The sequence below is a fragment of the Deinococcus aquatilis DSM 23025 genome, assembly GCF_000378445.1.
Taxonomy (GTDB): domain Bacteria; phylum Deinococcota; class Deinococci; order Deinococcales; family Deinococcaceae; genus Deinococcus; species Deinococcus aquatilis.
In genome coordinates this window covers 1-26415 of record NZ_KB899725.1, presented here as the reverse complement: position 1 = coordinate 26415, position 26415 = coordinate 1, and the positions used below count along the sequence as shown (strand labels likewise).

The following is a 26415-nucleotide window of genomic DNA, read 5'->3' as shown; positions in this document are numbered from 1 at the left end:
GATTGTGGAACGTGGAACGTGGAAAAGACAAAATAAGGCACTGGGAAAGCTCGGGCGGGCAACCCACGATCTACGATCCACCCACCACGCTCCGCGCCTCTCACGCCAGCACCCCTTCCCCTTCCGCCCCCACCCCGGCCCGCAGCAACCCGGCGTAGTGGCTGCGCGGATTGTGGGCCAGCACCTCGCGGGGGCCGTCTTCCAGCACCTGTCCGTCTCCCAGCACCAGAATCCGGTCTGCGCGGGCCACGGTGTCGAGGCGGTGGGCGATCACGATGGCGGTGCGGCCACTCAGCAGGCGGGTCATGGCGGCGGTCAGCAGGCCCTCGGTGGCGGGGTCGAGGCGGCTGCTGGGTTCATCCAGAATGATCAGGGCAGGGTCTTGCAGCATCACGCGGGCAAAGGCCAGCAGTTGCGCTTCTCCTGCCGAGAGGCTTCCGGCGGGCAGCGGCGTATGAATGCCCTGTTCCAGCCGCGCCAGCCACACGCTCAGGCCCACCTCGTGCAGGGCGGCTTCCACGCGCTCGTCGGGCAGCGTATCGTCAAAAAAGGTGAGGTTGTCGCGCACGCTGGCCTGAAACAACTGCACGTCCTGAGTGACCACCGCCACGCGGGAACGCAGGCTGCTCAGCTTGAGATCGCGGGTATTGAGGCCCGCGAGTTGCACGCTGCCCCCGGTGGGATCGTACAGGCGCGATACGAGGCGCGTGAGGGTGGTTTTGCCGCTGCCCGTGCGCCCCAGCAGGCCCAGAGTCTGTCCGGCGGGCAGGGTGAAGGAGACGCCGTGCAACACGCCGCGCACTGTGGGATCAGAGGGGTCATAGCTGAAATCCACATTCTGGAAGGCCAGCGGCAAGGCCCCCGCTGGAAGTTCCCGCGTGCCTTCCGGCAGACCGGAGCGCAGGGCCAAGAGTTCGCCCACCCGGAACAGGCTGGCCCCGGCTTTCTGCAGATCCTGAAGCTGCTGCGTGAGCTGATCGATGGGTTCCTCGATCATGTTCATGTACTGGTACAGCAAAAAGGCCGTACCCAGCGAGATCGCGCCCGCAGAATACAGCCCCACTGCCGACACCAGAATTGCCACGTATCCGGCGGCAAACAGCGCCATGCTGAGCTGCCAGACCACGCTGCGCCGCCGCCAGGACAGCGTGCTGCGGCCAAAATACTCGCGCTGCACCTTCAGAAAGCGGTTCAGGTGGTGCGGCCCCGCGCCCAGAGAGCGCACATCGTCCAGCCCTGCCAGCCGTTCCTCGATAAAGCCGAATAGTTTGGCGCTGCTTTCGCGCTCCAGCCGGGTGGGTTCCACGCCCGCCTTGCGAACCCGGTTCATGGCGATCAGGGTCACGACCACGAAGGCGGTGATGCCCAGCCCGATCCAGACGTTCTCGCGGTAGAACATCACAATTGCGCCGATCAGGAGCAGGGCGGCCCCGAACACCCGCACCGCGAACTGAGAGAAAAAATTGCTGAGCGCCGTCACGTCGCCGTCGATGCGCTCGATCATCTCGCCGGGGGTGCGTTCCTTGTGCTCGTGCATATCCAGCGACAGCAGATGCGCCATCAGGTCGGCCCGCAGGCGGTTGGTGGCCCGCCAGCCTACCCGTGCGCCCACATAGGTGGCGCTGGCGGTCAGCAGTTGCACGCCCACCGCCACGCCGATATAGACGCCTGCCAGCCACGCCAACTGCGCCACCGGAGCCGCCGCGCCCAGCTTCGCGCCGTCCACGAATTGCCGCAGAAGCTGGGGCAAGATCAGGTTCAGGCCCGTGGCCGTGAACAGCAGCACGGCCAGCAGCAGCACGCGCCACCACAGCGGTCCCAGATAGATTCGCAGGACGGCCAGCGCTCCCGATCCGGGCGGCCTCTGTTCGGGTGGCGAAACAGATTTGGGGCCAGAGGGGGGCACGGCGGCGGTCATAGGGTCAGGGTAGGGCGCGGGCGGGGGCAGGCGCATACGCCGAGTGGCGCAGTTGGGGGCCAGAGGGGGGCACCAGAGGGCAAAACGGCCTTAATCGTTGCTCCACGCGGTACGCTGTGAACGTGAAAGATGAGCCGCAAGCCGCGCAGGAACAGAACCCGGCCCCCGCCGCAGGCGAGAGCGTCTGGGCAAGTGAACAGGTCTGGGCAGGCGAACGCTGGACCGTAGACGGCATCGAGGACACCCCCACTGGCCGCATGGCCCGCATAGAACTGCCCTCGGGCAACACGGTGGACATCCTGCTGTCTTCACTGCCGGAAGGCGTGCAGGAGGGCGATATTCTGGGGATTCAGGACGGCCCGGACGGCGCGGTGGCGCACATCTTGAGGAAAGAAACGCAGGCGCGGCGGCGAGAGGCGGGGGCTGAGCTGGAGGCCCTGAACGCACGCGGCGCAGAGAAAGCCGATGCAGAGGGAGAAATCACGCTATGAGCACGCCCAAGGAATCCGGGAAAGAGTCCGGCAAAAAGCCTGCCAGCAAAAAGGCGACCGGCGGCAAGGCCCCCCCCAAAGCGGCAGCGAAAGCAGCTTCTGCTTCTAAAGCGGCAACAGCAGGCAAAAGAACGCGCAGCACGGCCAAAAAACCGGGCAAGGGCCGGGGCCGTCCGACTTCTTCGGACCTGTTGGGGCTGCTGGTGCTGGGCCTGACCGCGAGTTTGGCGGCGTGTGCGGGCGGCGGCCTGTTTGGGGGCGGCAAGACCGATACGGGCAAAACCGACACCACCACCACGCCCACCGGACAGGTCACGATCCGGTTTCTGGATGTGGGTCAGGGCGACGCCATATTGATCCGCAGCCCCGAGGGCAAAACCCTGCTGTACGACGGGGGCCGCAGCAGCGAGCGGATGCGCGAGCATATGGAGACCTACGGCATCACCAAGATTGACCTGATGATTGCCAGCCACGGCGACGCCGACCATATCGCGGGGCTGGTGCCCGCCGCCGAGGCCAAGCCCACCCTGTTTATCAACAACGGCATCGCCCCGACCACCCAGACGTGGAAACGGCTGGTAGACGGCCTCGAAGCCGCCGGAACCAAGTTTCAGAAGGCCAACAATCAGGTCATCAATCTGGGCAGCGTGAAGGTGCGCGTGATCGACCCACCTTCCGGCATGGGACAGGATCAGAACGACAACAGCATCGGCATTCGCATCGATTTTGGCAACTTTCACGCCCTGATGACTGGCGACAGCGAGAAGCCGGAAACGCAGGGCTGGCTGGCCGAAGACCGCCCAGAGGTCAAGGGGCCGTTTCAGCTCTACAAGAGCATTCACCACGGCGCAGCCAACGGCGACCATGCCGCGTGGCTGGCGTCGGTGCGGCCCGAAAACGTGGTGATCGGCGTGGGGCCGAACAATTACGGCCACCCCACCAAAACCGCGCTGGATCTGTACAAGCAAAACGGCATCCGCATCTACCGCACCGACCAGAACGGCACCGTGACCTTCGCTGGCAACAACGACGGAACGTATACGGTGACGACAGACCGGTAAGGCAACAGCACATGACATCTGTCATGCCGACGCCCTGACGCAAGGCACTGGGAACAGACCGCCGCACAGCGCACTCTGGGGGCATGACCCACTCATCCTCTGCCACCCCGCCCGCCGTCGAACTGGTGGGCGTGAGCAAACGCTTTGGCCCCGTAGAGGCGTTGCGCGGCCTGACCTTGGGCATCCGGGCCGGAGAACTGACCGCGCTGCTTGGCCCCAACGGTGCAGGCAAAACCACGGCCATCAGCCTGATGCTGGGGCTGGCGCGGCCCACGGCGGGCGTGGTGCGCGTGCTGGGCGGCGACCCGGCGGCGGGGGGCGGGCGCACCGTCATCGGTTCCATGCCGCAGGAAAGCGCCATTCCGCAGGCCCTCACGGTGCGCGAGGCAGTCACGCTGTTCGCCCGCCTGTATCCCGCACCCCTCAGCGTGGACACGGCGCTGGAATTGGCCGACCTGCACAGCGTCGCCAGGCGGCGGGCCGGGGCGCTGAGCGGCGGGCAGGCACGGCGGCTGGCCTTCGCGCTGGCGGTGGTGGGCAACCCGCAAGTGCTGTTTCTGGATGAACCGACCACTGGCATGGACGCCGGAAGCCGCCTCGCCTTCTGGCACGCGGTAGACGGCCTGAAGCGCGAGGGCCGTACCATCTTGCTGACCACCCACTATCTGGAAGAAGCCGAGCGCACCGCCGACCGCGTGGTGGTCATGAACGCCGGAACCCTGCTGGCCGACGGCACCCCCGCAAGTCTGCGCTCCGGGGTGGCGGCGGGGCGGGTGCGCTTTTCTTCCGACCTCGTGCTGGCCGAGTTGCAGGCGCTACCGGGAGTAGACAGCGCCGAGGTAGATGGGGCGGGCCGCGCCACCCTGCGGACCCGCGAACCCGAAGCCCTGTTGGTGGCCCTCGTGCAGGCGGGAGTGAGTTTCAGGGAACTGGAAGTCAGCCGCGCCAGCCTCGAAGACGCCTTCCTGAGCCTGACCGCACCCGACGCCCTGAAAGCCTGATTTCCCCACCTGCACCGGAGGTTTGACCCATGACGACGCCCAGCACGCCCGCCCCCACCCTGCCCCGCCTCGCCGCTCCTTCTGGCCGCCGTGCGCCGCTGCTGCCCGCGCTGGCACAACTGATCCTGGCCGAACTGCGGCGCATGGCCCGCAATCCCATGTTTGCCGTGGGCACGCTGGGCTTTCCGATCCTGTGGTTTGCCCTGTTCGGCCTGCCCAACGTGCGCGAAACCACCGACAGCGGCGTGAACGTGGGCCAGTACCTGATCGTCAGCTTCGGCACCTACGCACTGCTGAGCCTCGCCATGTTCTCGTTCGGGGCAGCGGTGGCAATAGAGCGCACGGGCGGCTGGCTGAGGCTGCTGCGGGCCTCGCCACTGCCTGCGCCGCTGTATTTTGCCGCCAAGATTCTGGCCGCGCTACTGTTCAGTGCCCTCAGCCTGACCCTGCTGTACTCCTTCGCGCACTTTGCAGGCGGCGTGACCCTGCCGCTGGGCTTGGCCCTCACGATCCTTGCCAAGTTGCTGCTGGGCATGGTTCCGCTGATCGCGCTGGGCCTGTGCATCGGCTTTCTGGTCAATCCGGCGGCGGCCAGCGTGATGGCAAACGTGCTGAGCGTGCTGGTGTCGTTCGCATCGGGCCTGTTCGTGCCGCTGAACCAGTTGCCGGACGTGGTGCAGCGGGCCGCGCCCTATTTACCCGGCTACCACCTCGCGCAGTTGGGCTGGAGCGCCGTGGCCCACGACACGACACATGACCTGACGCATTGGCTGTGGCTGGCGGGCTTTACGCTGGTCTTCGGCAGCGTGGCAGTGTGGGCCATGAAGCGGGATGAAGCGCGCGGGCAGTGAGCAGGAACAGTTGAGCGGGGGCGGTGATTTGGGCGATCTGGCAGGCATGCAGAGCAGTTCCCGGAAATTGGGAATGAGGGCTGTAGAAGTAGAAAGAGGGAAGTGGACTGAGCAATGTTCCGGGCTAACCCCCAGTCGGCTGCGCCGCCAGCCCCCCTTGAGGGGAGCACCCAGCCCTTGTCCTCCCCTCAAGGGGGGGCGTTGCGTCAGCAACGGGGGGGTTCAGCCAACCAGCTTTCAAGAGGTTGCCCACCTCGGCAGGAATCAATAAACGCTCTGAAAAAGCAAAAACGCTTTGAGGAAAGGAGGATACTCTGCCTATGTTAGATGGACTTCCAGCCACCGACGTGCTCCAGACGCCCTGGTCAGGCATGAGCTGGCAGCACGCGCCGCCGCAGGCCCAAGTGACGGCAGATGGCACACTCGAGGTACACACGGGCGACCAGACGGATTTCTGGCAGGCCACCCATTACGGGTTTACACACAGCAACGGTCATGTCCTGCTGCAAGGGGCACCCTCAGAATTTACGGTTTGTGTGCGCGTGCGCGGCGAGTACCTGCATCTGTACGATCAGGCGGGCCTGATGGTGTGGGCCGACGAGACCCACTGGCTCAAGGCAGGCGTGGAATACGTGGGGCAGAATGGGCAGCAGCGGCAGCAATGGAGCGCCGTCCTGACCCGCGATTTTTCAGACTGGAGTGTGATGCCTGCCGAGGCCCACGCCGCCGTTTGGTTCCGGGTGATCCGGCGGGCCGACGCTTTGATCGTCCATGGCCGTCCAGACCCCACGGAAGCTGCGCCTGTCCCCACCGCCTGGACCTTGCTCAGACTGGCCTATTTTCCGCCGACTCTGCCTGTGCGGGTGGGCGTGATGGCCTGTAGCCCGCAGCGGGCCGGATTTCAGGCGACCTTCGATCAGTTCACCCTCACCCCTCCCGACGCCCGTTCTCTCCACGAACTCACCCAACCCTGACGATGGCTGCCCGCTCTCGCCGCCTCAACGTCTGGGATTTTTTTCCACTGATCTGGCTGGGATTTCTGGTCTTTCCGCTGGGCAGCTTCTGGGAAGTGCCGCGCAGCCCGGTACAGGTGGCCCTGTTTCTGGCCCTGATCGGCGGGTTCGTGGCGCTGTATCTGCGGGTTTTCTGGCCCGGAATTCGCAGCGCACAGACGCAGCAATCCTGGGCGCTGGGGGGCTGGGTCTTGTCGCTTGCCAGTTATTTCGTGCTGCTGCCAGTCATCGGGGGCACGGCTACCACGTTCCTGATCTACGGGGCCAGCATGATCGGCTTTCAGGGGCGCACCGGGCTGGCGCTGTGGCTGGCCTTCCTGAATATGGCCGTGATGGTGTGGCCGTTCTGGACAGGCACCTACCGCCCCGACGACCTGTGGTGGCTGGCCCCCAACCTGCTGTTTACGTTGGTGGCGGCCTATGCCAACCACGCCAGCTATGCCCAGCGCATTGCGGGCGCACGGCTGGCACAGGCTCAGCGCGAAAACGAACGACTGGCCGCCGACGCCGAACGCGAACGCATTGCCCGTGATCTGCATGACCTGCTGGGCCACACCCTCAGCGTGATCGTGCTGAAAAGCGAGCTGGCCGCCCGCCTGACCGAGCGCGATCCGGCCCGCGCTGCACAGGAAATCCGCGAAGTGGAGCGCATCGGCAGAGAAGCGTTGACCGAGGTGAGGGCCGCCGTGCAGGGCTACCGGGGCAGCGGCCTGAATGCCGAACTGGCCCGCGCAAAGGTGGCGCTGGACGCGGCGGGCGTGCGCCTGATCATGACCGAGGCTCTGCCGGAACTGCCCGCCCGCACCGAGGCCAGCGCGGCCATGCTGCTGCGCGAGGCGGTGACGAATGTGGTGCGCCACGCCCGCGCCCATGAGGTCAGGATTACCCTGACGCCCACGCCACGCGGCCACCGACTGGTGATCAAAGATGACGGCATTGGCGGCCAGACGCCCGAAGGCAGCGGTCTGACCGGAATGCGCGAGCGGCTCCGGGCACTGGGCGGCAGCCTGACCCGCGACGGCACGGCGGGCACCACCCTCACCGCCGACCTGCCGGGGGCCGAACCCGGCGAATCTGCCGCCCACAACACCCTGCCCGGTGGGCTGCGCCTGTGATCCGCGTGCTGCTGGCCGAAGATCAGTCGATGGTGCTGGGGGCGCTGTCGGCCCTGCTGTCTCTGGAAGACGATCTGAGCGTGGTGGGCACGGCCACCGACGGTGAGGCGGCGCTGGAACTGGTGCGCACCCTGTTGCCCGATGTCCTTGTGACCGATATAGAAATGCCGCGCCTGAGCGGGCTGGACTTGGCCGCCCGTGTGCGCGAAGAGTGCCCCACCGTGCGCGTGATCATCGTGACGACCTTTGCCCGCAGCGGCTACCTGCGCCGAGCAATGGACGCCGGAGCACGCGGCTACCTCCTCAAGGACGCGCCCGCCACCCAACTCGCAGAGGCCATCCGCCGGGTACAGGCTGGGGGCCGCGCTATTGCCCCTGCCCTGGCAGAAAGCGCGTGGGACGACCCCGACCCCCTCACCGAGCGAGAACGGCAGGTCCTGCGTGAGGCCGAGAGTGGCACCTCTACCACCGCCATCGCTGCCCGCCTCGGCCTGTCGGAAGGCACAGTCAGAAACTATCTGTCGGAAGCCATCAGCAAACTGGGAGCCGCCAACCGCGCCGAGGCAGCGAGGCGGGCGCGGGAAAAAGGCTGGCTGTAAGGGCGAAAAGGCAACCGCTGCGCTCCTTCATCCCCACCCCACACCGTCCCCGCCCCATCCGTGTGAGGCCGTCGTCCACGAAGTGGGCGGGCCACTTCCAACGTCAAGACGACTGGCGATTCCGCTTCAGATGAACGACCCTGCCGAATCAAAACACGACAAGATCACTCCTGCCGAGTGCAACGGAAACTCCCCTGACCCTTTGGGGGCGGGGGCTGGGGGGTGGGGGAATCCACCGTGGGACAAGCCCTAGAACCCCACCTCAATCAAACCACACGGGCCGAAGTCCTAAAACACCACCCGCAACCGCTCCAGCCCCTGCAACGCAAAATTGGGGCGGTGAGAAATAGGCTGCTCGGGCACCACGAAGTCGGGAAAGCGGGTCATCAGGCGGGTGAGGAAGGTGGTGGATTCCAGCCGCGCCAGCGTTGCGCCGAGGCAGTAATGCGGGCCACCCGCAAACGCCAGATGCGTGCGTGCATTGGCACGGCTCAGGTTCAGCGTGTGCGGATCGGCGTACAGCCGGGGATCGCGGTTGGCGCTGGCATAGCTGAGACTCAGGTGCATTCCAGCGGGCAGGGCCACCTCGCCCAGTGTCAGTGGGGCAGTGGTAAAGCGGCCACTGCCCCGCACGGGCGACAGAAAGCGCAACAGTTCTTCGGTGGCGTTGGCAGCGCGGCCCGCTGGATCGGCGGCCAACCACGCCCGCTGCTCGGGGTGGGCTGCCAGCGCATGAAAGCTGCCCGCGATCAGGTTGCTGGTGGTTTCGTGACCCGCCACCAGCAGCAGCACGGCATTGGCAAGCAGTTCGGCGCTGCTCAGGCGGCCCCCGCCTCCCTCGGCTTCGGCGGCGGCCAGGGCACTCAGCAGGCCCGGTTGTGGCTCGGCCCGCAGATCGTCAGCCAGCGTCCGAAAATACTCGCGCATCTGCTGGGCATCGGCTTCGATCTGCGCCCAGCGTTCGGGGGGCAAATTTATGCCGCCCAGCAAGTCGGCCACACTTTCCGACCAGGCCCGGAAGCGTTCAGCGTCGGTTCCGTGCAGGCCCAGCATCCGCACGATCACGGTTACGGGCAGCGGATAGGCCACGGCCTGCACGATGTCCACCCCATTCTCTCCCCCACCTGACTTCCGGCTGGCCGCCGCCGCTTCGGTCAACAGATCGTCGGTCAGTGCGGCGATAAAGTCCCGGCTTTCTTCCAGCACACGCGGCGTGAAGGCCCGCTGGGCCAGCGAACGCAGGCGCGTATGGCTGCCGCCGTCATGAAACAGCATCATGGGATTCATGACCGCGTAACTGGCAGTCTGGTTGAAGCCTTCGCCGCCTTCAAATTTGATGGTGCGGATGTCGGGATGGCGCAGGGCCGCCGTGATTTCGGGATGTCCGGTCAGGACGGTCAGCCCGTGCGTGCCCGACATCAGCACCGGGTTGGCGGCCCGCAGTTCTTCCAGAAACGCGGGGTTTTGCAGGTGTGCGCCCTGCCAGTAAGCGCCGATCAGGTCGTCTGCTTTTTGGCTTGCCGCCGTGGGGCTTGCATTCATGGCTACAGGCTACCCCCACACGCGCCTGCTAGCCTGACCGAATGCGCTTGGTGGTAGGAGTCAGTGGTGGCAGCGGTATTCCGTATGCGGTGGGCGTGTTGCGTGCCCTGAATGAATTGAATGTCGAAACGCATCTGGTCGTGTCCAGCGGCGCAAAACGGGTCATGAGTGCCGAGGGCGGCCCGCAGTTGCCCGACCTGACCGCGCTGGCAACCCATGTTCACGAAGACCGCGACCTTGCGGCCAGCGTTGCCAGCGGCAGTTACCGCACCGACGGCATGCTGATCGTGCCGTGCAGCGCGGGCACCCTCGCCAAAGTTGCCCACGGATTCGCCGACAATCTGGTGTCGCGGGCGGCCCACGTGACCCTCAAGGAGCGCCGCCCGCTGGTGCTGGTGGTGCGGGAAGACCCCCTGCCGCGCCCCATGCTGCAAAATCTGCTGGCCGTTCACGATGCCGGAGCCACCGTGATGACCGCCAGCCCCGGCTTTTATCACGCTCCGGGCAGTGTTGAAGAGTTGCTGCATTTTGTGACCGCCCGCGTGCTGGATCAGTTCCGGCTGGATGTGCTGGGGTTCAAGCGGTGGAAGGAGTGACCGGGACAGGGCCGAGCCAGCAGGGGCAGAACAGGCCCAGAACAGCCGCCCTGATTCCGGCGGCGGGGTCGGGCACGCGGCTGGGGCGGGGGCCAAAAGCTTTTGTGGAGGTCGGCGGCCTGAGTCTGCTGGCCCGCAGCGTGGCTTGCCTGTGGCCGTATGTGGATGAGGTGCTAGTGGCCCTGCCCGCTGAAATGCAGCTTCCAGATGGGGTGCAGGCGCGGGCCATCACAGGCGGAGATACCCGGCAGGCCAGCGTGTCAGCGCTCCTGCGGGCCACCGACGCCGACATCGTGCTGATTCACGACGCCGCCCGCCCCTTTCTGCCCGCCCGTGTGATCCACGATGTGACCGCCGCCGCGTGGGAAGTGGGGGCCGCTACTGCCGCCCTGCCCGTGGCCGATACGCTGGTACAGGCCAAAGCGCAAGAGGAAGCAGAGTGGGGAACCCTGACCCCCCGCGAGGGCCTCTGGGCCGTGCAGACACCGCAGGGCTTCCGCCGCGCCGCGCTGCTGGCCGCCCATGAAACTGCCTACGGTGAGGGCCACGCCGCCACCGACGACGCCGGACTGATTGCCCGTCTGGGGCAACGGGTGGCCCTGATTCCCGGTGACGCCCGACTGTTTAAAGTGACCACGCCGGGGGATCTGGCATTGGCGGAAGCGGTGGCGGCGGTGTGGGATTTAAAAGCAGGAAGTGGTCAGTGGGAAATGGGAAATGGGAAAAGCTAGCTCACTCTGCCTACCTCCACAACCCACTCCCTACTTCCCCTGCTGTGCCAGCCGCAAAAAGTACGCGCTGCTCTTATCGTTCGGATCAAGCTGTACGGCCTGTGCATAGGCCTGCGCCGCGCCTTCAAAGTTGCGGGCCTCGTACCGGGTGCGGCCCAACCAGGCCCAAGCTTTGGCGTATCTGGGGCTGAGGGTGGTGGCCTCCAGAAATCCGGCCTCGGCTCCTGATTTGTCGCCTGCCGTAAAACGTGTATAGGCCGTGCGGAAGGTCTGAACGGCTTTGAGGCCCACACTCTGGCCTTCCTGCGCCACCGAGAGGTTGTATCGGTCTGCGGCGGAGGCACTGGGGAGGGCCACCGCGCCCGTGTAGGCCGCTACTGCCGCTGGTGCGTCGCCGAGTTCGAGGGCCAGTTTGCCTGCTTCGCGCCACGCTTCGGCAAAGTTGGGGGCGGCGGTGGCAGCCTGCTGAAATCCGGCCAATGCCTGCGCTTTGCGGCCTGCGTCCAAATCACCGTAGGCACGGCTAAAAGCGCGGGTGGCGGCGGGGCCATAGCGCCCAGCACTCTGCGCCAGCGAGCGGAAATAGCTCAGGGTTTTGTCGGTGGGTTGCAGCACCAAAGCCTGATCGTAGAGGGTCTGTGCCTGTGCATAATTTCCTGCCTCCAGTGCAGTGCGGGCGGCCCAACTGGTGCAGGGCACGCTGGCCGGATCGAACTTGAGGCAGGCTGCAAAAAAGGCCGCCGCCTGACTGGGCTGATTGCGCGTGTAGGCCGAGTACCCGAGGTTGTACTGCACGTTGGCCGCACTGGCCGTCTCTGCCGCCGACGCTCCGCTGGGTACGGCCCGGAAGTAGGCTTCCCAACCCAGTTCGGCCTGACGCCAGAAGCCCACTTCGGTGTAGATCTGGGCACGCAGACGCAAATATTCTGGGTTGCTCGGCGCGGCAGCCACGGCGCGTTCGGCGGCAGCGGCGGCCCTTTTCCAGAGATCCTGGTCGATGCTGGCGCTGCCCTGGGGGTAGGTGGCGCGTGCCTTGGCCGCCAGATCGCTGGCCTCGGCAGCAGCCTGGGCCGCCGTTTGCTGCTGTTGAGGCGCGGGCGCGTTACTCGGCGCTGCGGCGGGAGCAGCGGTCTGGGCCTGTGCACCGCCCAGCAGGGCAGTCAGGATCAGGGCCAATCGGAGTGGGGTCAGTCGGATAGAGGTCATGGGTTCTCCTACACGGATTCGCTGAGATAAAGAAGACGGGGAATCATTCGGGCCAACACTGTGTGGGTCAGCATAGGCAGCGCAGATGAGGCCGCCCAAGCATCAGCTTCAGGTGGCCTTGGGGTTCCGGTGAAGTTGTGGTCAGACTGGGGAAAGTCTGCGTGAGGCCGTCGTCCACACCGTGAACGGGCGACAAGGGCAACCCCCCATTGCTCTGCAATGCCCCCCCTCAGAGGTGAGAAGCAAAGACCCCGATACCGCCACCCCAGATCGTCCCCGCCCGAATCCGTGTGAGGCCGTCGTCCACGCAGTGGGCGGGCCAATTCCAGCCCAGAATGAACTGGCGATTCAGCTTCAAAAGAACAATCTAGCCGAACCAAAATACGACAAGATCACTCCTCCTCAGCGGAGCGCTAACTCCCCTGACCCCTTTGGGGGCGGGGGCTGGGGGGTGGGGGAAAACCGTAGGACAAGACCTAAAAATCCCCCGCTGACACCACTCCTCTTCCCGCCCTTAAACGCCGTCCAGCAAGCCTAAAAACGCCCTCAACACTTCCGGGTCAAAATGCGTGCCGTCTCCATCTTCCAGCATGGCCCGCGCCTGTGCCAGCGGAAAGGCCGGGCGGTACGGGCGATCGTGGGTGAGGGCGTCGTAAACGTCCACTACGGCAAAAATGCGGGCCAGGAGCGGAATCTGCGTGCCGCACAGCTCGTCTGGATAGCCGCCGCCATCCCAGCGTTCGTGGTGAGACCGGACAATAGCCAGCGCCCCGGCAGGCAGGCTGGGCAAGCGCCGGGCCAATGCCTCACCCATGACGGTGTGTGTGCAGATCAGGGCGCGTTCCTGGGGGGTCAGGGGGCCGGGTTTCAGGAGGACGCCGTCGGGCACGCTCAGTTTGCCCAGATCGTGCAGATACGCGCCCTGGCGCAGAGCGTCCTGATCGGCGGCGCTGAGGCCCAGGGCGGTGCCGAGGCGTTCGGCCAGGGCCACCGTGCGCTCGGTGTGGCCCTGCGTCTCGAAGTCGCGGGCTTCCAGCGCCATGCCCAGCGCCATCATCGCGCCCTCGCGGGATTCGGCGGCGCGGCGTTCCTCGTGGGCACGCTCCAGCGCCAGCGTTCCGGCGTTGGCGAAAGCGGCCAGGAGTGCGCGGTCCTGGGCCGTAAACCCCGGCGAGATTCGGCCCAGGGTCAGCACGCCCAGCACCTGACGGTCTTGGGTCAGCAGCGGCGCGAACATCACGTCCTGATCAGGGGCGTTGCCCACCCGGACAGCGTGATTGGGCAGGTCCCGCGCGGGAATATGCAGGACGGCCCGGCCCAGACACTCGGTGGTGCCGCCGGGTGAAGCCTGTGCCGCCAGACATTCGGCCTGTTCTATGGCCTGCCAGGACACCCCCTCGCCGCGCTTCAGCACCCAGCCCAGCGCCGTCGCGCCCGGATCGGTGGACTGCTCTCTGGACACAGTGGTAATGGTCAGCGTGTCGGCCTGAGGATCGAAACGCAGAAAATAGGCGTACCGGGCCGCCATCAATTCGACCACACCCAGCGTCAGCGCTTCCTCGACCTGCGGCGGCGTGCGGGCCACCAGCAAAGCGGCATTCAGCTCCAGCAGCGCAGCCAGGGCAGCGTGCTCGGCGGCGGCAGAGGGCGGTAGCTCATAGGACTCGTCTGAAGACCCAGACAGCTTTGAGGAGAAGTGGGATGTCACCGGGAGCCGCCCCTGCCCTGATGCGTCTGGCAGAACGCTGTTAGCCCCAGTTGCCCACTGACGAAGTCAGGCAAAACGAGCCTCTGCATAATCAGGAGCTTGGCAGAAATGGGTCAGAGCGGCTGCAAGAAATTCGCTGCACCGACTGCATTACCCCCCAATTGATGAGGAATTGTCCGGGCATGGTGGCCGACCGGAAAGGGGCAGCGATCAGCCTCCAGTCTGAACGGCCTGGGCCGCTGCATCGGCCAGGGCTTCCAGGGTGGCTTCCCGCGCCACCGTGACCTGCTCGAATCCGGCGGCGCGGGCGGCCTCGGCGGTCTGCGGCCCCATCACGGCGACCCTGAAGCCCGTGCCTGCCACCTCAGCCAGAAACCGCGCTGCACTGCCCGACGCCAGCGTGACCACATCGGCCCGCAGGAGGGCTTGCTGCGCCCTGGACGTCAGCGGGGCGGGTTCGGTGCGGTACAGCTCGGCCCGCGTGTAGCTCAGGCCGCGTGCCTCCAGTGCGGATTGCAGCTCGGCTTCGGCCAGTTGCGAGGTCAGGTGCAGGGCGACCTCTCCGGCCTGCGTGGGAAGCTCTGTGCCCAGATGCCGCGCCCCCGGCGTGGACGGCACGAAATCGGCCCGAATGCCCCGTGCCGCCAGTGCCCGCGCCGTGCTAGGGCCAACCGCCGCCACACGCACGCCCGACAGATGCCGCCCGTCCAGCGCCAGCCGTTCCAGTTGGTCAAACAGGGCCGTTACCGCCTGATTGCTGGTCAGCAGCAGCCAATCCACACCCGACAGATCACGCAGGCGGGCCTGCAAATTCGCCTCGTCGGCGCTGTCGGCAAAGCGGATTAGCGGCACTTCCAGCACGCTGGCCCCGCGTGCCCGCAACACCCCGCCGAGGGCACTGGCCCCCTCCCGCGTGCGCGTGACCACGACCTGATGACCGGCCAGCGGGCGCTCTGGCTGCTCGGTTTCGGCGGGCGGCGTGAACCAGTTCAGGCTCTGGCGCAGGCGCACCACCTCGCCCACCACGGTCACGGCGGGGGCTTCCAGTCCGGCGGCTTTCACCTCGGCAGCAATGGTTGCCAGCGTGCCCACCGCCACCCGTTGCCGCGACGTGGTGCCCCACTGCACGGTGGCGGCGGGGGTTTCCGGGGGGCGGCCCGCCGCGATCAGGTCGGCAGCAATCTGATCCAGATTCCGCACGCCCATCAACAGCACCAGCGTATCGGCCCCAGACAGCGTGGCGTAGTGCGCCCCGCCCTCCTGCGTATTGCCGGTCAGTACGGCAAAACTGCGGGCCACTTCCCGGTGGGTGACCGGAATGCCCGCATAGGCCGGGGCCGCGATAGAGCTGCTGATTCCCGGCACGATCTCGAAGGGCACGCCCGCCCGCGCACAGGCTTCGGCTTCCTCGCCGCCGCGCCCGAACACGAACACGTCACCGCCCTTGAGCCGCGCCACCCGCTGCCCGCCGCCCGCGAGCGCCTGCTCCACGATTAGCGCATTGATCTGCTCCTGACTGATGTACTCCGAAAAGCCCTTTTTGCCCACGTAGATGGTGTGCGCGTGCGGCGCGTAGTTCAGTAGATCCGGGTTGGCGAGGTAATCGAACAGCACCACGTCGGCTTCCTGAAGCGCCTGCATGCCCCGAATGGTCAGCAACCCCGGATCGCCCGGCCCGGCCCCGATCAGGGAAACAAAGGCGCGGGCAGAGGAAGCGGAAGCAGGAGCAGTCATATCCTTACAGGCTAAAGGAGCAGGGGCGGGACAAATGCGGGGTGAGGGCGGGGCTGCTCAGGATTTAGTGGAATTCAGAGATTCCTTGAACCTCATCGCCCATCCAAAATTGGTTGGCGAGAACGAAACTGGGGATGAGCCGCACTGTCCCACGGATACTGCCCCAGCTTGTCGGGCCAAACACATTGAACAGCCGAGAAAGGCTGATTGCTATAAAACCAGACCAATGTGCCGAGATATTCCCGGTGCTGCGCGGTTGCCACGCTCACAAACGCGCAGTCATAGCCCTCCAGTAGATTGGAGAACCGCAGGCCACTTTCATAGTGTTGCTGGCCTGCCTTGACATCCTCGCCAATGGCGTTGAGGACGCGGTGCATCAACTCTAGATCAAGTCCGATCAGAATGACTTCCGGGTGCTGATAGTTCAGAGATAGGCCGACAGTGAAAGCGAATCCCGGCCCCGCTTCATCGTCGGGCACCTTGACCACGAACCAGCCGTGATTTTGAACGTGATGCAGCAGAGTACGGTCAAAGTCATCTTGAGGACTGGGAGGAGAGAAGGTCACACCCCGAGTCTGCCATGATCCAATTTAGACTTCTGTTTTTACTTTTTCTGCGCCTGCTTGGCCTTCTGCCAGCCATACGCCCGCACCGCGTCTACCGCGAACCAGACGCCCAGAATCAGGCCGATCGCGCCCGTGACCCAGCTTTCGGCACGCAGGGCAAAAAAGGCGGCCACCGCGCAGGCCAGCGCCAGCAACAGGCTCAACAGGAACACGAGATGGGGCGGCACGCGGCGTCCGAACATAGGTCCAGCGTACCGCACAGAGTGTCACGGGGTTCTATCTATTGAGAGGGGCAATGGGGCGGGTAAATGGGGGTGAGGGTGAGGGATTCCTGACCGTTTGCCCCGGCCCGCCGTGCCAGACTGACGCCCAACAGATGCCTGACTTTGACGTGATCGTAATGGGAGCCGGACACAACGCGCTGGTGACGGCGGCGTATGCGGCCAAGGCGGGCCTGCGCGTGGGTGTCTTCGAGCGGCGGCACATCGTGGGCGGGGCCGTAAGCACCGAAGAAATCGTGCCCGGTTATCAGTTTGACTACGGCGGCAGCGCCCACATCCTGATTCGCATGACGCCCGTGGTGCGCGAACTGGAACTGACCCGGCACGGTCTGCACTACCTTGAAGTAGACCCGATGTTTCACGCCTCGGACGGAGAAACGCCGTGGTTTATTCACCGCGACCCCGGACGCACGGCGCGAGAACTGGAAAACCTGTTTCCGGGGCAGGGCGAGGCGTACAGCCACTTTCTGGACGAATGGACGCCGTTTGCCCGCTCGGTGGCCGACCTGTTCAATTCTGCGCCGGGGCCGCTGGACATGGGCAAGATGATGGTCAGCAGCGGCAAGGGCAGAGATTGGCAGGCGCAGCTCTCGCGCATTCTGCGGCCTTACGGCGATGTGGCCGCCGAATATTTTACCGAGGAGCGGGTACGTGCCCCGCTGGTGTGGATGGCCGCCCAGAGTGGCCCGCCGCCCACCGACCCCCTCAGTGCGCCGTTTTTGCTATGGCATCCGCTGTACCACGAGGGCGGCGTGGCGCGGCCCAAAGGCGGCAGCGGCGGCCTGACCAAAGCCCTGCGGCGGGCCATCGAAGCCGATGGGGGACAGGTTTTTGTTAATGCGCCCGTCAAGCGAATTCTGGTGAAGGGCGGCAAGGCGCAGGGCATCGAGCTGGAGAGCGGCGAGGTGTACACGGCCAGCGCAGTGGTGTCGGGCACGCACGTTCTGACCACCGCCGCCGCCCTGCCCGACGAGCATGTGCCCGCAGCGGCGCGGCAGGTGCGCGTCGGCAACGGCTTCGGCATGGTGCTGCGCCTCGCCCTCAGCGAGAAGGTCAAGTACCGCAACCACACCGAACCCGATAGCCGCGTGGGGCTGGGCCTGCTGATCAAGAACCAGCAGCAACTCATGAAGGGCTACGGGCAGTATCTGGCCGGAGAACCCACCACCGACCCGCCGCTGATCGCCATGAGTTTCAGCGCTGTAGACGACAGCCTTGCCCCCCCCGGCGGCGAGGCGCTGTGGCTGTGGGCGCAGTATTACCCCTACGAACTGTCCAGCGGATCATGGGCAACGCGCACCGCCGAGGCCCGCGAGAACATCCTGAACGCCTTCGAGCATTACGCCCCCGGCACCCGCGACACCATCGTCGGAGAGCTGGTGCAGACCCCGCAGTGGCTGGAAACCAATCTGGGCCTTCACCGGGGCAACGTGATGCACTTGGAGATGAGCTTCGATCAGATGTTTTCGTTCAGGCCGTGGATGCAGGCCAGCCAGTACCGCTGGCCGGGTGTGAAGGGCCTGTACCTGACCGGGGCCAGCACCCATCCGGGCGGCGGAATCATGGGCGCGTCGGGGCGCAATGCCGCCCGCGTATTGGTCAAGGATCTGACGCAGCGCAAATGGCAGAGTCTGGGTCGGCAGCGGTTGGGCCTGAAATGACCCCGCTCGTCCGGCGCTCGCTGTTGGCTTTTGCTGCGCTGGGCGTGGCTTTTGCCGGGGCGCTGGCCGTGCTGGCGGGCTACGCGGGCGGCTGGTCGGGCATAGCGCTGGGAGTGCCGCTGGCAGGCGTGCTGGCGCTGGCGGGCGACCAGTTGGGGCCAGCATTTGTGCCCACCCTCAGAAGCCGCGCCGCTGAACTGGCCGCCCACACCCGCCCGTGGATGGCCTTCCTCGCCCTCTACGTGCTGCTGAAAGTGCCTGTTCCGCTGTGGCCGGAAGGTTTTTCTTTGCTGGGCCTGCTGAGTACCGGGGCGCTGTTCGTGTCGGCGTTCCTGTATGTGCAGGAGAAGGAAAACACGGCCAAAGCTGCGGCGATGGCGGCGCTGGCCTTCGCCGTGGGCCTCGGTGTAGAGGTACTGGGCAGCCGCACCGGAATTCCGTTCGGGGTGTATTCCTATGCCGGTGCGCCCGCGCCCACACTGCTGACCGTGCCGCTGATCGTGCCGCTGGGCTGGTTCGCCTTCACGCTGGCGGGCCTGCTGCTGGCCGGGGGGCGGGCGTGGCTGGCGGGCGTGCTGCTGGCCCTCTGGGACGTAGGATTGGAACCGCTGATGACTGCACAACGTTACTGGGTCTGGAACGATCCCGCGCCCGTGTGGGCCGGAGCACCGATTCAGAATTTTATCGGCTGGTGGGCCGTGGGTAGCGGGATTGCCTGGGCCTTTACGCGCATTGCGCCGGGATTGTTCGGACCAAAGAAAGCGCGTCCTTCCTTCGCCCTTGCCTACGCCATCGAAACCTTCTTTTTGCCGGGGGGGCTGGTGCTGGTGGGGCGCTACGTGGAAGCAGGCGTGACCTTGCTTGCGATGCTGGCAGGGCTGGGGCTGGCGCGGCTCTTTGGGGCAGAGCGCAGCGGGCAGGCGGCGGGCGGGCAACGTGCCTGACAGCCTTCCCCAGAAGGAAGCCCACCCGTGGGCCACATGGATGGTCAGGCGCAGCATTCGCCGCAGCGTGCAGACAGAGCTGGCGGGCGTGTGGGTGCGCGGCCACCTGCCCACAGAGGGCGCGGTGCTAGCTCCCAACCACCATTCCTGGTGGGACGGTTACACCCTGCTGGAAGTGGCGGCGTGGGCTGGGGCCGACTTCCGGGTACTCATGACGCCGCATCAGTTGGGCCGCTTTCCCTTTCTGCGGCGGGCCGGAGCGTTGGCCGCTGGGCAGGTGCGCGAGGCCGCCCGTTATGCCCGCGCCGGAAGCTGGCTGGTGGTCTTTCCCGAGGGCGCGATTCGGCCCGCTGGCCCCGTGCAAGAAGTCCGGGCGGGCGCGGCGTGGGTGGCCCGCACCGCTGGCGTGCCCCTGATTCCGCTGGCCCTGCGCGTGGTTCTGCGCGGCAGCCAACAGCCTGAAGCCTATGTGCGCTTTGGCCCCCCCATCTCGGAAGCGTTGTTGCCCCAGGCCTTGGCGCGGGAACTGGCTCTGCTGGACGCCGAACTCTCCGACTCCGACCCCGAACAGCCTCTGGCCGGATACCTGCGCGTGTGCGGCCAGCGCGTGACCCCCGACGATCCGGTGAGCCTGCCCGCGCGGATGCTGACCCTGATCACGGGGGACAGGTGAAAGGCGCTGGGAGAAAAGGGAGAAAAGCAGACTGGGCGCGGGCCTACCGCTGGGTGGCTCTGGGATTCATCTTCAGCAAACTGGCGGTGATGGCGGTCAACGCCGTGACCTTTCCGCGCCTGCGCCCCCGGCCCGTGCCTGCGGGCAGCCCCCGCGTGTCCATCCTGATTCCGGCCCGCAACGAGGCCCACAACCTGCCGCGCACCCTGCCGGGGGTGGTGGCACAGGGCGCACACGAAGTCCTGATTCTGGACGACCACAGCACCGACGGCACGGGCAAACTGGCCTGCCAACTGGGAGCAAGGGTCATTCCGGGCGCACCCCTGCCGGAAGGCTGGTTCGGCAAGCCGTGGGCCTGCCACCAACTGGCCCGCGCCGCCACAGGCGACATCCTGATTTTTACCGATGCCGACGTGACGTGGGGGCCGGGGGCGTTAGGCGCAGTCATCCACGAACTGGAATCCACAGGGGCCGACCTGCTCAGCGCCCTGCCCAAGCAGGACAACCGCACCCCCGGCGAGCGCCTGCTGACGCCGCTGGTCGATCTGGTGGTGCTGTCCTATCTGCCTTTTCCGGTCCTGAAACTGCCTTTTCCGGCGGCCAGCGCGGCCAACGGGCAACTGATGGGCTTTCGCCGTGCCGCGTTCGAACGGGCGGGCGGCTACGAACTGGTCAGAAAAGAGGTGCTGGAAGACACCATGTTCGCGCGGCGCTTGAAGGGGCAGGGCGGGCGGCTGACGATGGCGATGGGCGGCGACTGCATCGGCGTGCGGATGTATTCGTCTTACGGAGAATCGGTGCGTGGATTCGGCAAAAATTCGCTGCCGCTACACCTCAATTCCCGCCCCCTCATGACGCTGGCCTTTGCCGGACATTTCGTGGTGTATACGCTGCCCTGGCTGCTGCCTGCTCCGGCCCTGCGTCTGCTCCGGCTGGCAACCCTGCTGGAACGTCCGCTGACCAACCTGATCACAGGCCGCCGCACACCTGCTGATCTGGCCGAAGGGCTGCTGGGACCGCTGACGCCGCTGCTGGCCCTGCCCGTGTATCTTCGCGCTATGCGGCGGCAGGTAACTTGGAAGGGGCGGGCGTACAAGCAATGAAAGGGCGGTGGGAGGTGGGAGGTAGGGTGTGGGACGGGTTTGAAGGGTGGAACGTGGATCGTGGGAAGGGCGCGACACCACGTTCTACGATCCACGATCCATGTTCCGGGCGGCCATGACACCCAGACACGTCATCGTCATCGGTTCCGGTTTCGCGGGCCTCGCTGCTGCCCTGCGCCTGGCGGGGGCGGGCGTGCGCGTCACGGTGCTGGACAGTCTGGAACGGCCCGGTGGCAAGGCGGCGCTGGGGTATCCCGAATTTTCCAGCGGGCCGACAGTCGTGACCATGCCGCACCTGTTCCGGGCGCTGCATGAGCGGGTGGGGTTGCCGCAGCCGGGGCTGAATCCGGCGCGGCCCACCACGACCTATCACTACGCGGGCGGGGCCGTGAAGGGCCGAACCTTTGCGCCCGAGGCCGTTCTGGTGGCGGGGCTGGACTCCACGCTGGAGCAACTGAGCCGCCGTGAGGCCCACAGTTATCAGCGGCTGCTGAAGGCTTCCCGGCAGATGTACCGCGACGCCGCACCGACCTTCCTGTTTGGGCCGCCACCGAACAAACTGGCGCTGGGCCGCTACGCCCTGACCCGTGGAGCGCGGGCCGCACCGTGGGCAAAGCTGGCCCGCTACGTGCAGAGTGGGCCGCTGCTGACGCCCTTCTGGTTGCGCTTCGCCACCTATCTGGGGGCTGACCCGTACCGCGCTCCTGCCGTGCTGCACAACATCGCCTGGGTAGAATTGGGCTACGGCGTGTGGCATCTGGAAGGCGGGCTGGGCCGGTTGGCCGAAACGCTGCGGGCGCGGGCAGAGGCACTGGGCGTGCAGTTTGAGTACGGCACCACGGTCACGCACCTGATCAAGCACGGCGGGCGGGTGCTGGGCGCACACACCAACCGGGGCGCATTGGCCGCCGACGGCTGGATCAGCGCCGCAGACCGCGCCCTCACGCGGCAATGGCTGGGGCTGGGGGCCGACGCCACCGGGCGCGGCGTCAGCGGATTTGCCCTGCAACTGCGCCTGAAGGCAGATGCGGGCCAGTCTCACCACGTCTTTTTCCCCGAGCGCTACGCCCGCGAATGGGCCGACATCCGTGCAGGCCGCCTGCCCACCGACCCCACGCTGTACCTGCACACCGATCATCAGCAGGCTTTCTTGCTGGTCAACGCGCCGCCCCGCCCCGATGTGGCAGGCGACCCACACGCCTACGGTGAATTTTTGCTGGGCCAGCTTCAGCGCCAGTTTCCTGGGCATCTGCCCCCGCTGGAGGTGGCCGAGTGGTTGCCCCTCTCCCCCGCCGACTACGCCCGAACCGCTGTGGGCGGCGCACTGTATGGCCGCGCCCCACACGGACTGACGGGCAGCCTGCGTCCCGGCTGGACTTTGCCCCAGATCCGCAATCTGCGGCAGGTGGGCGGCACGGTGCATCCCGGCGGCGGCGTGCCCCTCTCCATGCTCAGCGGCTGGAACGGCGCGGGCGACCTGCTGGGCCTGCCCTACGACGATCTGGGCGGAAAGGCGGCGCTGGATGAAACCTCGATCTGACCTCTCGGCCCTGCCTGAACCCCCAACCCGCCCCGGCAACGGCCACCTGCAAGACTGGGCGTTGCGTCCGCTGGCCCTGATCGAGGAGGGCGCACACCGGAGCGCGGCGGGCGGCCTGTTTCGGCTGCGGCTGGGGCTGCCCGCGGTGGTGGGCTTCAGTCCAGCCTGGAACCGGGCGCTGCTCACCGACCTGCATACTTTTCGCAGCGCCGGAAGCTTTTCCAGAGTCGTGCCGTACCTGTCGGGCGGCGTGATCCTGACCGACGCGCCCGCCCACGCGCCCCGGCGCAAGATGGTGAATCCGGGCTTTGGCAAACGCCACATAGACACCCTGCGCGAGCGGGTGCGGGCCGCCCTGCCCAGCGTTCCCACAGGCTTGGGAACCGCGGGAGAATGGGACGCGCTGGCCTGGGCCGATGCCGCCGCCCTGCACATGCTGAACGCGGCCTACTTCAGCGGCGAGTTCGATCCGGGCCTGCTGCACGCGTTTCTGGCTCCGCTGCGCCATCCTTTTCCGGTTCCGGCCCTGCCGCGCCCGCTGCTGTTTGCCCGTGTGGACGCGGAGTTGCGGCGGCTGGCCCACAAGCGTCTGACCACTGGAAGAGGGGACGATCTGCTGGCGTTGCTGGCCCCCCTTCCCGGCGGACTGGAGGAAACGCGGATCAGCCTCGCGGCGGGGCACGACACCACCACGCACGCGCTGGCCTGGGCCATCTGGCACCTCGCCCACAGCCCCGAGTGGCACGCGCCTGCACATCACGGAGCCGTCCTGAAAGAAGTGCTGCGCCTGTATCCCCCCGGCTGGATGGGCAGCCGCCGCCTCTCCCGTGACCTGCGCTGGACAGCCGATGGCGGCCAGAGCGTGCTGTTGCCCCGCGGCACACTGGCGCTGTACAGCCCCTACCTCAGTGGCCGGGACGCGGCGCTGTGGCCGAATGCCACCGAATTTCAGCCCCAGCGGTGGCAGGCCGCGCCGCCTGCCTGGGCCTATCTGCCTTTTGGCGGCGGCGAGCGCATCTGCCTCGGTATGCATCTGGCCCACCTGATGATTCTGGAAGCGTTGGCAACCCTGCCGCCGCTGGAGCGTGTGCGCGGGAATGCCACCCCCCGCCCCGGCGTGACGTTGGGACCTGCTGGCCCGCTGCTGGTGCGCGAGCGGCTGGGGCATCCGCCTGCATAGCTTGACGGGGCCTGCATACCGCGCTATATTTTTCTAATCAGCGTCCTTCGGGGCGCTCTTTTTATTGCCCTACACTCACCCCATGACCCTCGGACTCAGGCGGGAAACCGTCGCCCTTCGGCCCTCATCCAGCGAATATCCGGCCCTGTTCCAGCAGGAACGCGCCCGAGTGCAGCAGGCGCTGGGCGCTCTGGCCCTCTGGGTGGAGCATGTGGGCAGCACCAGTATTCCCGGTCTGGCGGGCAAACCCATTCTCGATCTCGCGGTGGCCGTAGAAAATACAGCGCAGATGGACGCGTGCATTTCTCCGCTCCAGGCTATCGGCTACACGTCTTTCGGAGACCGCGAGGGCTGGGGAGAATACTTTTTTGCCCACGGGAACGACGACGCCCGCACGCATTACCTCCACCTGTTGCCCATCCAGCATCCGAAATGGGCGGAATACCTGCTGTTCCGGGAAGTGTTGCGGCAGCGGCCCGACCTGCGCGATGAATACGGGAAAATCAAGGCAGCGTTGGCGGCAACCCACGCAGGCCGCCGCGCCGAATACACGGCCCAAAAGGGAAGCTTCGTGGAGCGCATCCTTGCCGAGTTTGGCCCCACCCCGCCTGCTAGCCTGCTTCCATGACCCCTGCCACGCCTCCTTTTGAAACCGTGTACGGCGCAGTCCAGCCCCTCGATTGGCTGTGCCTTGCCCCCCACCCCGACGACGCCGAGATAGGCGCGGGCGGCACGCTGATTCGGCTGGCACGCGCAGGACGGGCGGTGGGCGTGCTGGAACTGTCGCGGGGCGAGAGCGGAACACAGGGCACACCGCAGGAGCGGGCGGCGGAATGTGTGGCGGCGGCAGCCATCATGGGCCTGAGCTGGCGCGGGCAACTGGGCCTGCCCGATGGCGGTCTGGCCGATACCCCGGCGGGAGCACAGGCTCTGGCCGCCACCCTGCGGGCCGTGCGTCCCCGCGTGCTGGTCGTGCCGCACCACGCAGACCGCCACCCCGACCACTTCGGAACCTATTCGGTGGCCAAACGCGCCGTGCATCTGGCCGCGCTGAAAAAGGCCGATTTGGAGGGCGAACCTCACCGCGTCTCCCGCGTGCTGCTGTATCAGGGCAACGCCGATATTCGGGCCAATCTGCTGGTCGATGTGGGCAGCGTCATGGCCGACTGGGAAGCCGCCATCCGCGCCCATACCAGCCAGTTCAGCGGCGCGTATATCTCCGAAACGGTGACGCCCGAAATCATTGAGCGCCGCAAGGGACGCCTGACCTACTGGGGAACCCTGCTGCGGGTGCGCTACGCCGAGGCCTTCGAGACGGAGGAACCGCTGCTGGTAGACCCGGAGAGGCTGTGAGGCGAGGGTAGAGAGTGGAACGTGGGAAAGGCGCAGGTGGGGAGGGGGTTGTAGGTTGTTGGGTCTGGGCTGTGCAGAAACCCTGGTACAGCGTTGTAAACGTTTACGAACCTATCCACCACCAAGATTTCTCGGCCCCCCACTTTTCCCACCCACCACCTACACGGACCCCGCTTCATTCCGCCACAACCTTGATCCCACCGCTTGCGGCTTCCATCGTCGTGAACGGACGCCCAGAAGGACGCCACTCCTCCATATCGCCTGGCCCGTATTTTTTCCTACTCGCTCTGCTTCGCAGCTTTGCAAGTTTGCCAAGTTCGCCCAGATTGAAAGCACATCTATGGGGTTTTCAATCGGAATCCGTATTACCGAACGCTGAGCTTGTTCTCGATCCAGACCTGAATTTCTTGGGCCACTTCTTCCCACCCAGACTCCGCGATAAGCCAATGGCTGCGGTGTGGAAAACGGCGAATATCCACCGAAACCGGTGAACGTCGATGTTTCCGGTACATAGATTCAACCATCGAAGCCGTGGAGGTTTTGTCTTCTTCGCCCGCGATCAGGAGCAATGGTGCTCGGTTGGGATTGGCAAAATGTACGCTGTTGCCCAGGCCCAACGCGGCTTGCAGATAAATTCGCCCCGGAGCGGGCACGATGTACCGGTCATAGGCAAGGCGTTGTTCTGCGGGCGATAGGGTATTGGCAAACGTAGAAGAGAACGACGCAAACGACATCGTGAGCACCCGCTTCCAGCTTTGCCAAGCCAACAACACCGGCAGCGCAGAACGCAGGGCCGTCAGGCTGGGAAGCACGCCTCTGGGTGGAGCAGCGTCGATAGCCACCCCCGCACGACCAAGGCCGCGGTCCAGCAACAACTGAACAATGAGGCCCCCAAAAGAATGCCCGATCAGAATCGGGGGTTCCGGCAATTTTTTGATCTCCCGTTCAAAGTGGTCTACAAGGAGGCCGATAGATTGCTGTGCCAACTCGTTTGCTGGCTGCCGACGCAGTTCTGAGATGGGCCGATCCAGATAAGGCCAAGCAGGGGCCAAACACTGATAGCCCTTCGCCTCATAAAAAGACCGAAAAGATTCCCAACATTCAGGAGTGACCCACGCTCCATGAATAAAAATAATAGTTTTTGACATACTTTTCTCCCCAGATTCTGAATGCTCAGATGCCAAGCACTCAGATTCACAGCACTGACGCTCTTTGCTTCAATGCTGATTGACCACTCGTTCAGTAAACACTCCCTTACCCTACAATAAAAAATGGTCTCTGACTTGCTTGGACGAAAGAGAGCCTTTTTTCCAGCCTGTCTTCTTCCAATATTATGTAAATGGAAAGTGATTCAAGTCGGGCAATTTTCAGAACGCTGCATTAGAGCTCAGTACCCGACACTTTGTTGAGGGGTTGAAATCTCCCGTCTGATCCGTCAAAACAGAACGCGTCCCCTGCCACGCTGACCCATCTGACGCGCTGCTTTTGTGCTCATTTCCCGGAGTACCGCAAAAACCAAGTGGAACTGCTTTCTCTCGTTGTCCTGGC

At 65.7% G+C, this 26415-nt stretch carries 26 protein-coding genes; 17 read left to right on the top strand and 9 right to left on the bottom strand.

The genetic code is table 11. From position 1 onward, the window contains the following. Positions 1-100 precede the first annotated feature (100 nt). Positions 101-1918, bottom strand: coding sequence for an ABC transporter ATP-binding protein (locus F561_RS0115920; RefSeq protein ID WP_157451928.1), 1818 nt, complete (start codon positions 1916-1918; stop codon positions 101-103). Positions 1919-2040: 122 nt separating this feature from the next. On the opposite strand from F561_RS0115920, the gene F561_RS30045 reads away from it, so the two are divergent. The 7 genes from F561_RS30045 (at position 2041) to F561_RS0115885 (ending at position 8049) form a co-directional block, all read left to right on the top strand. Continuing rightward, positions 2041-2409 carry a DUF3006 domain-containing protein gene (locus F561_RS30045; protein ID WP_245556548.1) on the top strand — a complete coding sequence of 123 codons (369 nt, stop codon included), beginning with the start codon at positions 2041-2043 and terminating at the stop codon, positions 2407-2409. After that, complete coding sequence (locus tag F561_RS0115910; protein ID WP_019010957.1) at positions 2406-3470, top strand: ComEC/Rec2 family competence protein; 1065 nt, start codon at positions 2406-2408, stop codon at positions 3468-3470. The genes F561_RS30045 and F561_RS0115910 overlap by 4 nt, the downstream gene beginning before the upstream one ends. An 83-nt stretch (positions 3471-3553) precedes the next feature. Then, a complete protein-coding gene (locus tag F561_RS0115905) occupies positions 3554-4471 on the top strand; it encodes an ABC transporter ATP-binding protein (RefSeq protein WP_019010956.1) in 918 nt (305 codons plus the stop codon). A gap of 29 nt (positions 4472-4500) precedes the next feature. Continuing rightward, positions 4501-5322: an ABC transporter permease gene (locus F561_RS0115900; RefSeq protein ID WP_019010955.1), complete on the top strand. Its 822-nt coding sequence runs from the start codon at positions 4501-4503 to the stop codon at positions 5320-5322. 320 nt (positions 5323-5642) lie between these two features. Next, the gene (locus tag F561_RS0115895; protein ID WP_157451927.1) at positions 5643-6296 is read left to right on the top strand and encodes a DUF1349 domain-containing protein; all 654 of its coding nucleotides are present in this window, start codon (positions 5643-5645) and stop codon (positions 6294-6296) included. Positions 6297-6298: 2 nt separating this feature from the next. Next, a complete protein-coding gene (locus F561_RS0115890) occupies positions 6299-7450 on the top strand; it encodes a sensor histidine kinase (RefSeq protein ID WP_019010953.1) in 1152 nt (383 codons plus the stop codon). Continuing rightward, positions 7447-8049, top strand: a complete 603-nt coding sequence (locus tag F561_RS0115885) for a response regulator transcription factor (RefSeq protein ID WP_019010952.1) — start codon at positions 7447-7449, stop codon at positions 8047-8049. Before F561_RS0115890 ends, F561_RS0115885 begins: the two co-directional genes overlap by 4 nt. 288 nt (positions 8050-8337) lie before the next feature. Here F561_RS0115885 and F561_RS0115880 read toward each other — a convergent pair whose 3' ends face one another. Beyond that, positions 8338-9591, bottom strand: a complete 1254-nt coding sequence (locus F561_RS0115880; protein WP_019010951.1) for a cytochrome P450 — start codon at positions 9589-9591, stop codon at positions 8338-8340. Between the two features lie 41 nt (positions 9592-9632). Between F561_RS0115880 and F561_RS0115875 the strand changes: the two genes are divergently transcribed. Further along, positions 9633-10187 carry a UbiX family flavin prenyltransferase gene (locus F561_RS0115875; protein WP_019010950.1) on the top strand — a complete coding sequence of 185 codons (555 nt, stop codon included), beginning with the start codon at positions 9633-9635 and terminating at the stop codon, positions 10185-10187. Next, positions 10175-10918, top strand: coding sequence for a 2-C-methyl-D-erythritol 4-phosphate cytidylyltransferase (gene ispD, locus F561_RS0115870; protein ID WP_019010949.1), 744 nt, complete (start codon positions 10175-10177; stop codon positions 10916-10918). Before F561_RS0115875 ends, ispD begins: the two co-directional genes overlap by 13 nt. A gap of 30 nt (positions 10919-10948) precedes the next feature. Here the strand turns inward: ispD and F561_RS0115865 are convergent, their stop codons facing one another. The 6 genes from F561_RS0115865 to F561_RS0115845 form a co-directional block, all read right to left on the bottom strand. Beyond that, positions 10949-12124: a tetratricopeptide repeat protein gene (locus tag F561_RS0115865; protein ID WP_040380985.1), complete on the bottom strand. Its 1176-nt coding sequence runs from the start codon at positions 12122-12124 to the stop codon at positions 10949-10951. A gap of 229 nt (positions 12125-12353) precedes the next feature. After that, on the bottom strand, positions 12354-12482 hold the full coding sequence (locus F561_RS30355) for a hypothetical protein (protein ID WP_281166597.1): 129 nt from the start codon (positions 12480-12482) through the stop codon (positions 12354-12356). Positions 12483-12638: 156 nt separating this feature from the next. After that, positions 12639-13832, bottom strand: coding sequence for an HD domain-containing phosphohydrolase (locus F561_RS0115860; protein WP_019010947.1), 1194 nt, complete (start codon positions 13830-13832; stop codon positions 12639-12641). Between the two features lie 210 nt (positions 13833-14042). Next, positions 14043-15566: a uroporphyrinogen-III C-methyltransferase gene (gene cobA, locus F561_RS0115855; RefSeq protein WP_019010946.1), complete on the bottom strand. Its 1524-nt coding sequence runs from the start codon at positions 15564-15566 to the stop codon at positions 14043-14045. Between the two features lie 92 nt (positions 15567-15658). After that, positions 15659-16132 carry a DUF4262 domain-containing protein gene (locus F561_RS0115850; RefSeq protein ID WP_019010945.1) on the bottom strand — a complete coding sequence of 158 codons (474 nt, stop codon included), beginning with the start codon at positions 16130-16132 and terminating at the stop codon, positions 15659-15661. Positions 16133-16170: 38 nt separating this feature from the next. Continuing rightward, positions 16171-16374 (bottom strand): hypothetical protein, encoded by a 204-nt coding sequence (locus tag F561_RS0115845; RefSeq protein WP_019010944.1) that lies wholly within the window; start codon positions 16372-16374, stop codon positions 16171-16173. A 134-nt stretch (positions 16375-16508) separates the two neighbouring features. On the opposite strand from F561_RS0115845, the gene F561_RS0115840 reads away from it, so the two are divergent. The 8 genes from F561_RS0115840 to bshB1 all read left to right on the top strand — a co-directional run bounded on the left by F561_RS0115840 (position 16509) and on the right by bshB1 (position 24867). Continuing rightward, on the top strand, positions 16509-18074 hold the full coding sequence (locus tag F561_RS0115840) for a phytoene desaturase family protein (RefSeq protein ID WP_019010943.1): 1566 nt from the start codon (positions 16509-16511) through the stop codon (positions 18072-18074). Continuing rightward, complete coding sequence (locus F561_RS0115835; protein WP_019010942.1) at positions 18071-19018, top strand: carotenoid biosynthesis protein; 948 nt, start codon at positions 18071-18073, stop codon at positions 19016-19018. The genes F561_RS0115840 and F561_RS0115835 overlap by 4 nt, the downstream gene beginning before the upstream one ends. Then, positions 18972-19691: a lysophospholipid acyltransferase family protein gene (locus tag F561_RS0115830; protein WP_019010941.1), complete on the top strand. Its 720-nt coding sequence runs from the start codon at positions 18972-18974 to the stop codon at positions 19689-19691. Before F561_RS0115835 ends, F561_RS0115830 begins: the two co-directional genes overlap by 47 nt. Before the next feature lie 89 nt (positions 19692-19780). Further along, entirely contained in the window at positions 19781-20794 is a 1014-nt protein-coding gene (locus F561_RS0115825) for a glycosyltransferase family 2 protein (protein WP_157451934.1), read from the top strand. Positions 20795-20894: 100 nt separating this feature from the next. After that, a complete protein-coding gene (locus F561_RS0115820; protein WP_019010939.1) occupies positions 20895-22334 on the top strand; it encodes a phytoene desaturase family protein in 1440 nt (479 codons plus the stop codon). Further along, positions 22318-23514 (top strand): cytochrome P450, encoded by a 1197-nt coding sequence (locus F561_RS0115815; protein ID WP_019010938.1) that lies wholly within the window; start codon positions 22318-22320, stop codon positions 23512-23514. Before F561_RS0115820 ends, F561_RS0115815 begins: the two co-directional genes overlap by 17 nt. 82 nt (positions 23515-23596) lie before the next feature. Then, positions 23597-24142 (top strand): GrpB family protein, encoded by a 546-nt coding sequence (locus F561_RS25665; RefSeq protein ID WP_019010937.1) that lies wholly within the window; start codon positions 23597-23599, stop codon positions 24140-24142. Continuing rightward, a complete protein-coding gene (gene bshB1, locus F561_RS0115805) occupies positions 24139-24867 on the top strand; it encodes a bacillithiol biosynthesis deacetylase BshB1 (RefSeq protein ID WP_019010936.1) in 729 nt (242 codons plus the stop codon). The genes F561_RS25665 and bshB1 overlap by 4 nt, the downstream gene beginning before the upstream one ends. Before the next feature lie 365 nt (positions 24868-25232). Here bshB1 and F561_RS0115800 read toward each other — a convergent pair whose 3' ends face one another. Continuing rightward, positions 25233-26015, bottom strand: coding sequence for an alpha/beta hydrolase (locus F561_RS0115800; protein WP_026298968.1), 783 nt, complete (start codon positions 26013-26015; stop codon positions 25233-25235). Between the last annotated feature and the right edge of the window lie 400 nt (positions 26016-26415).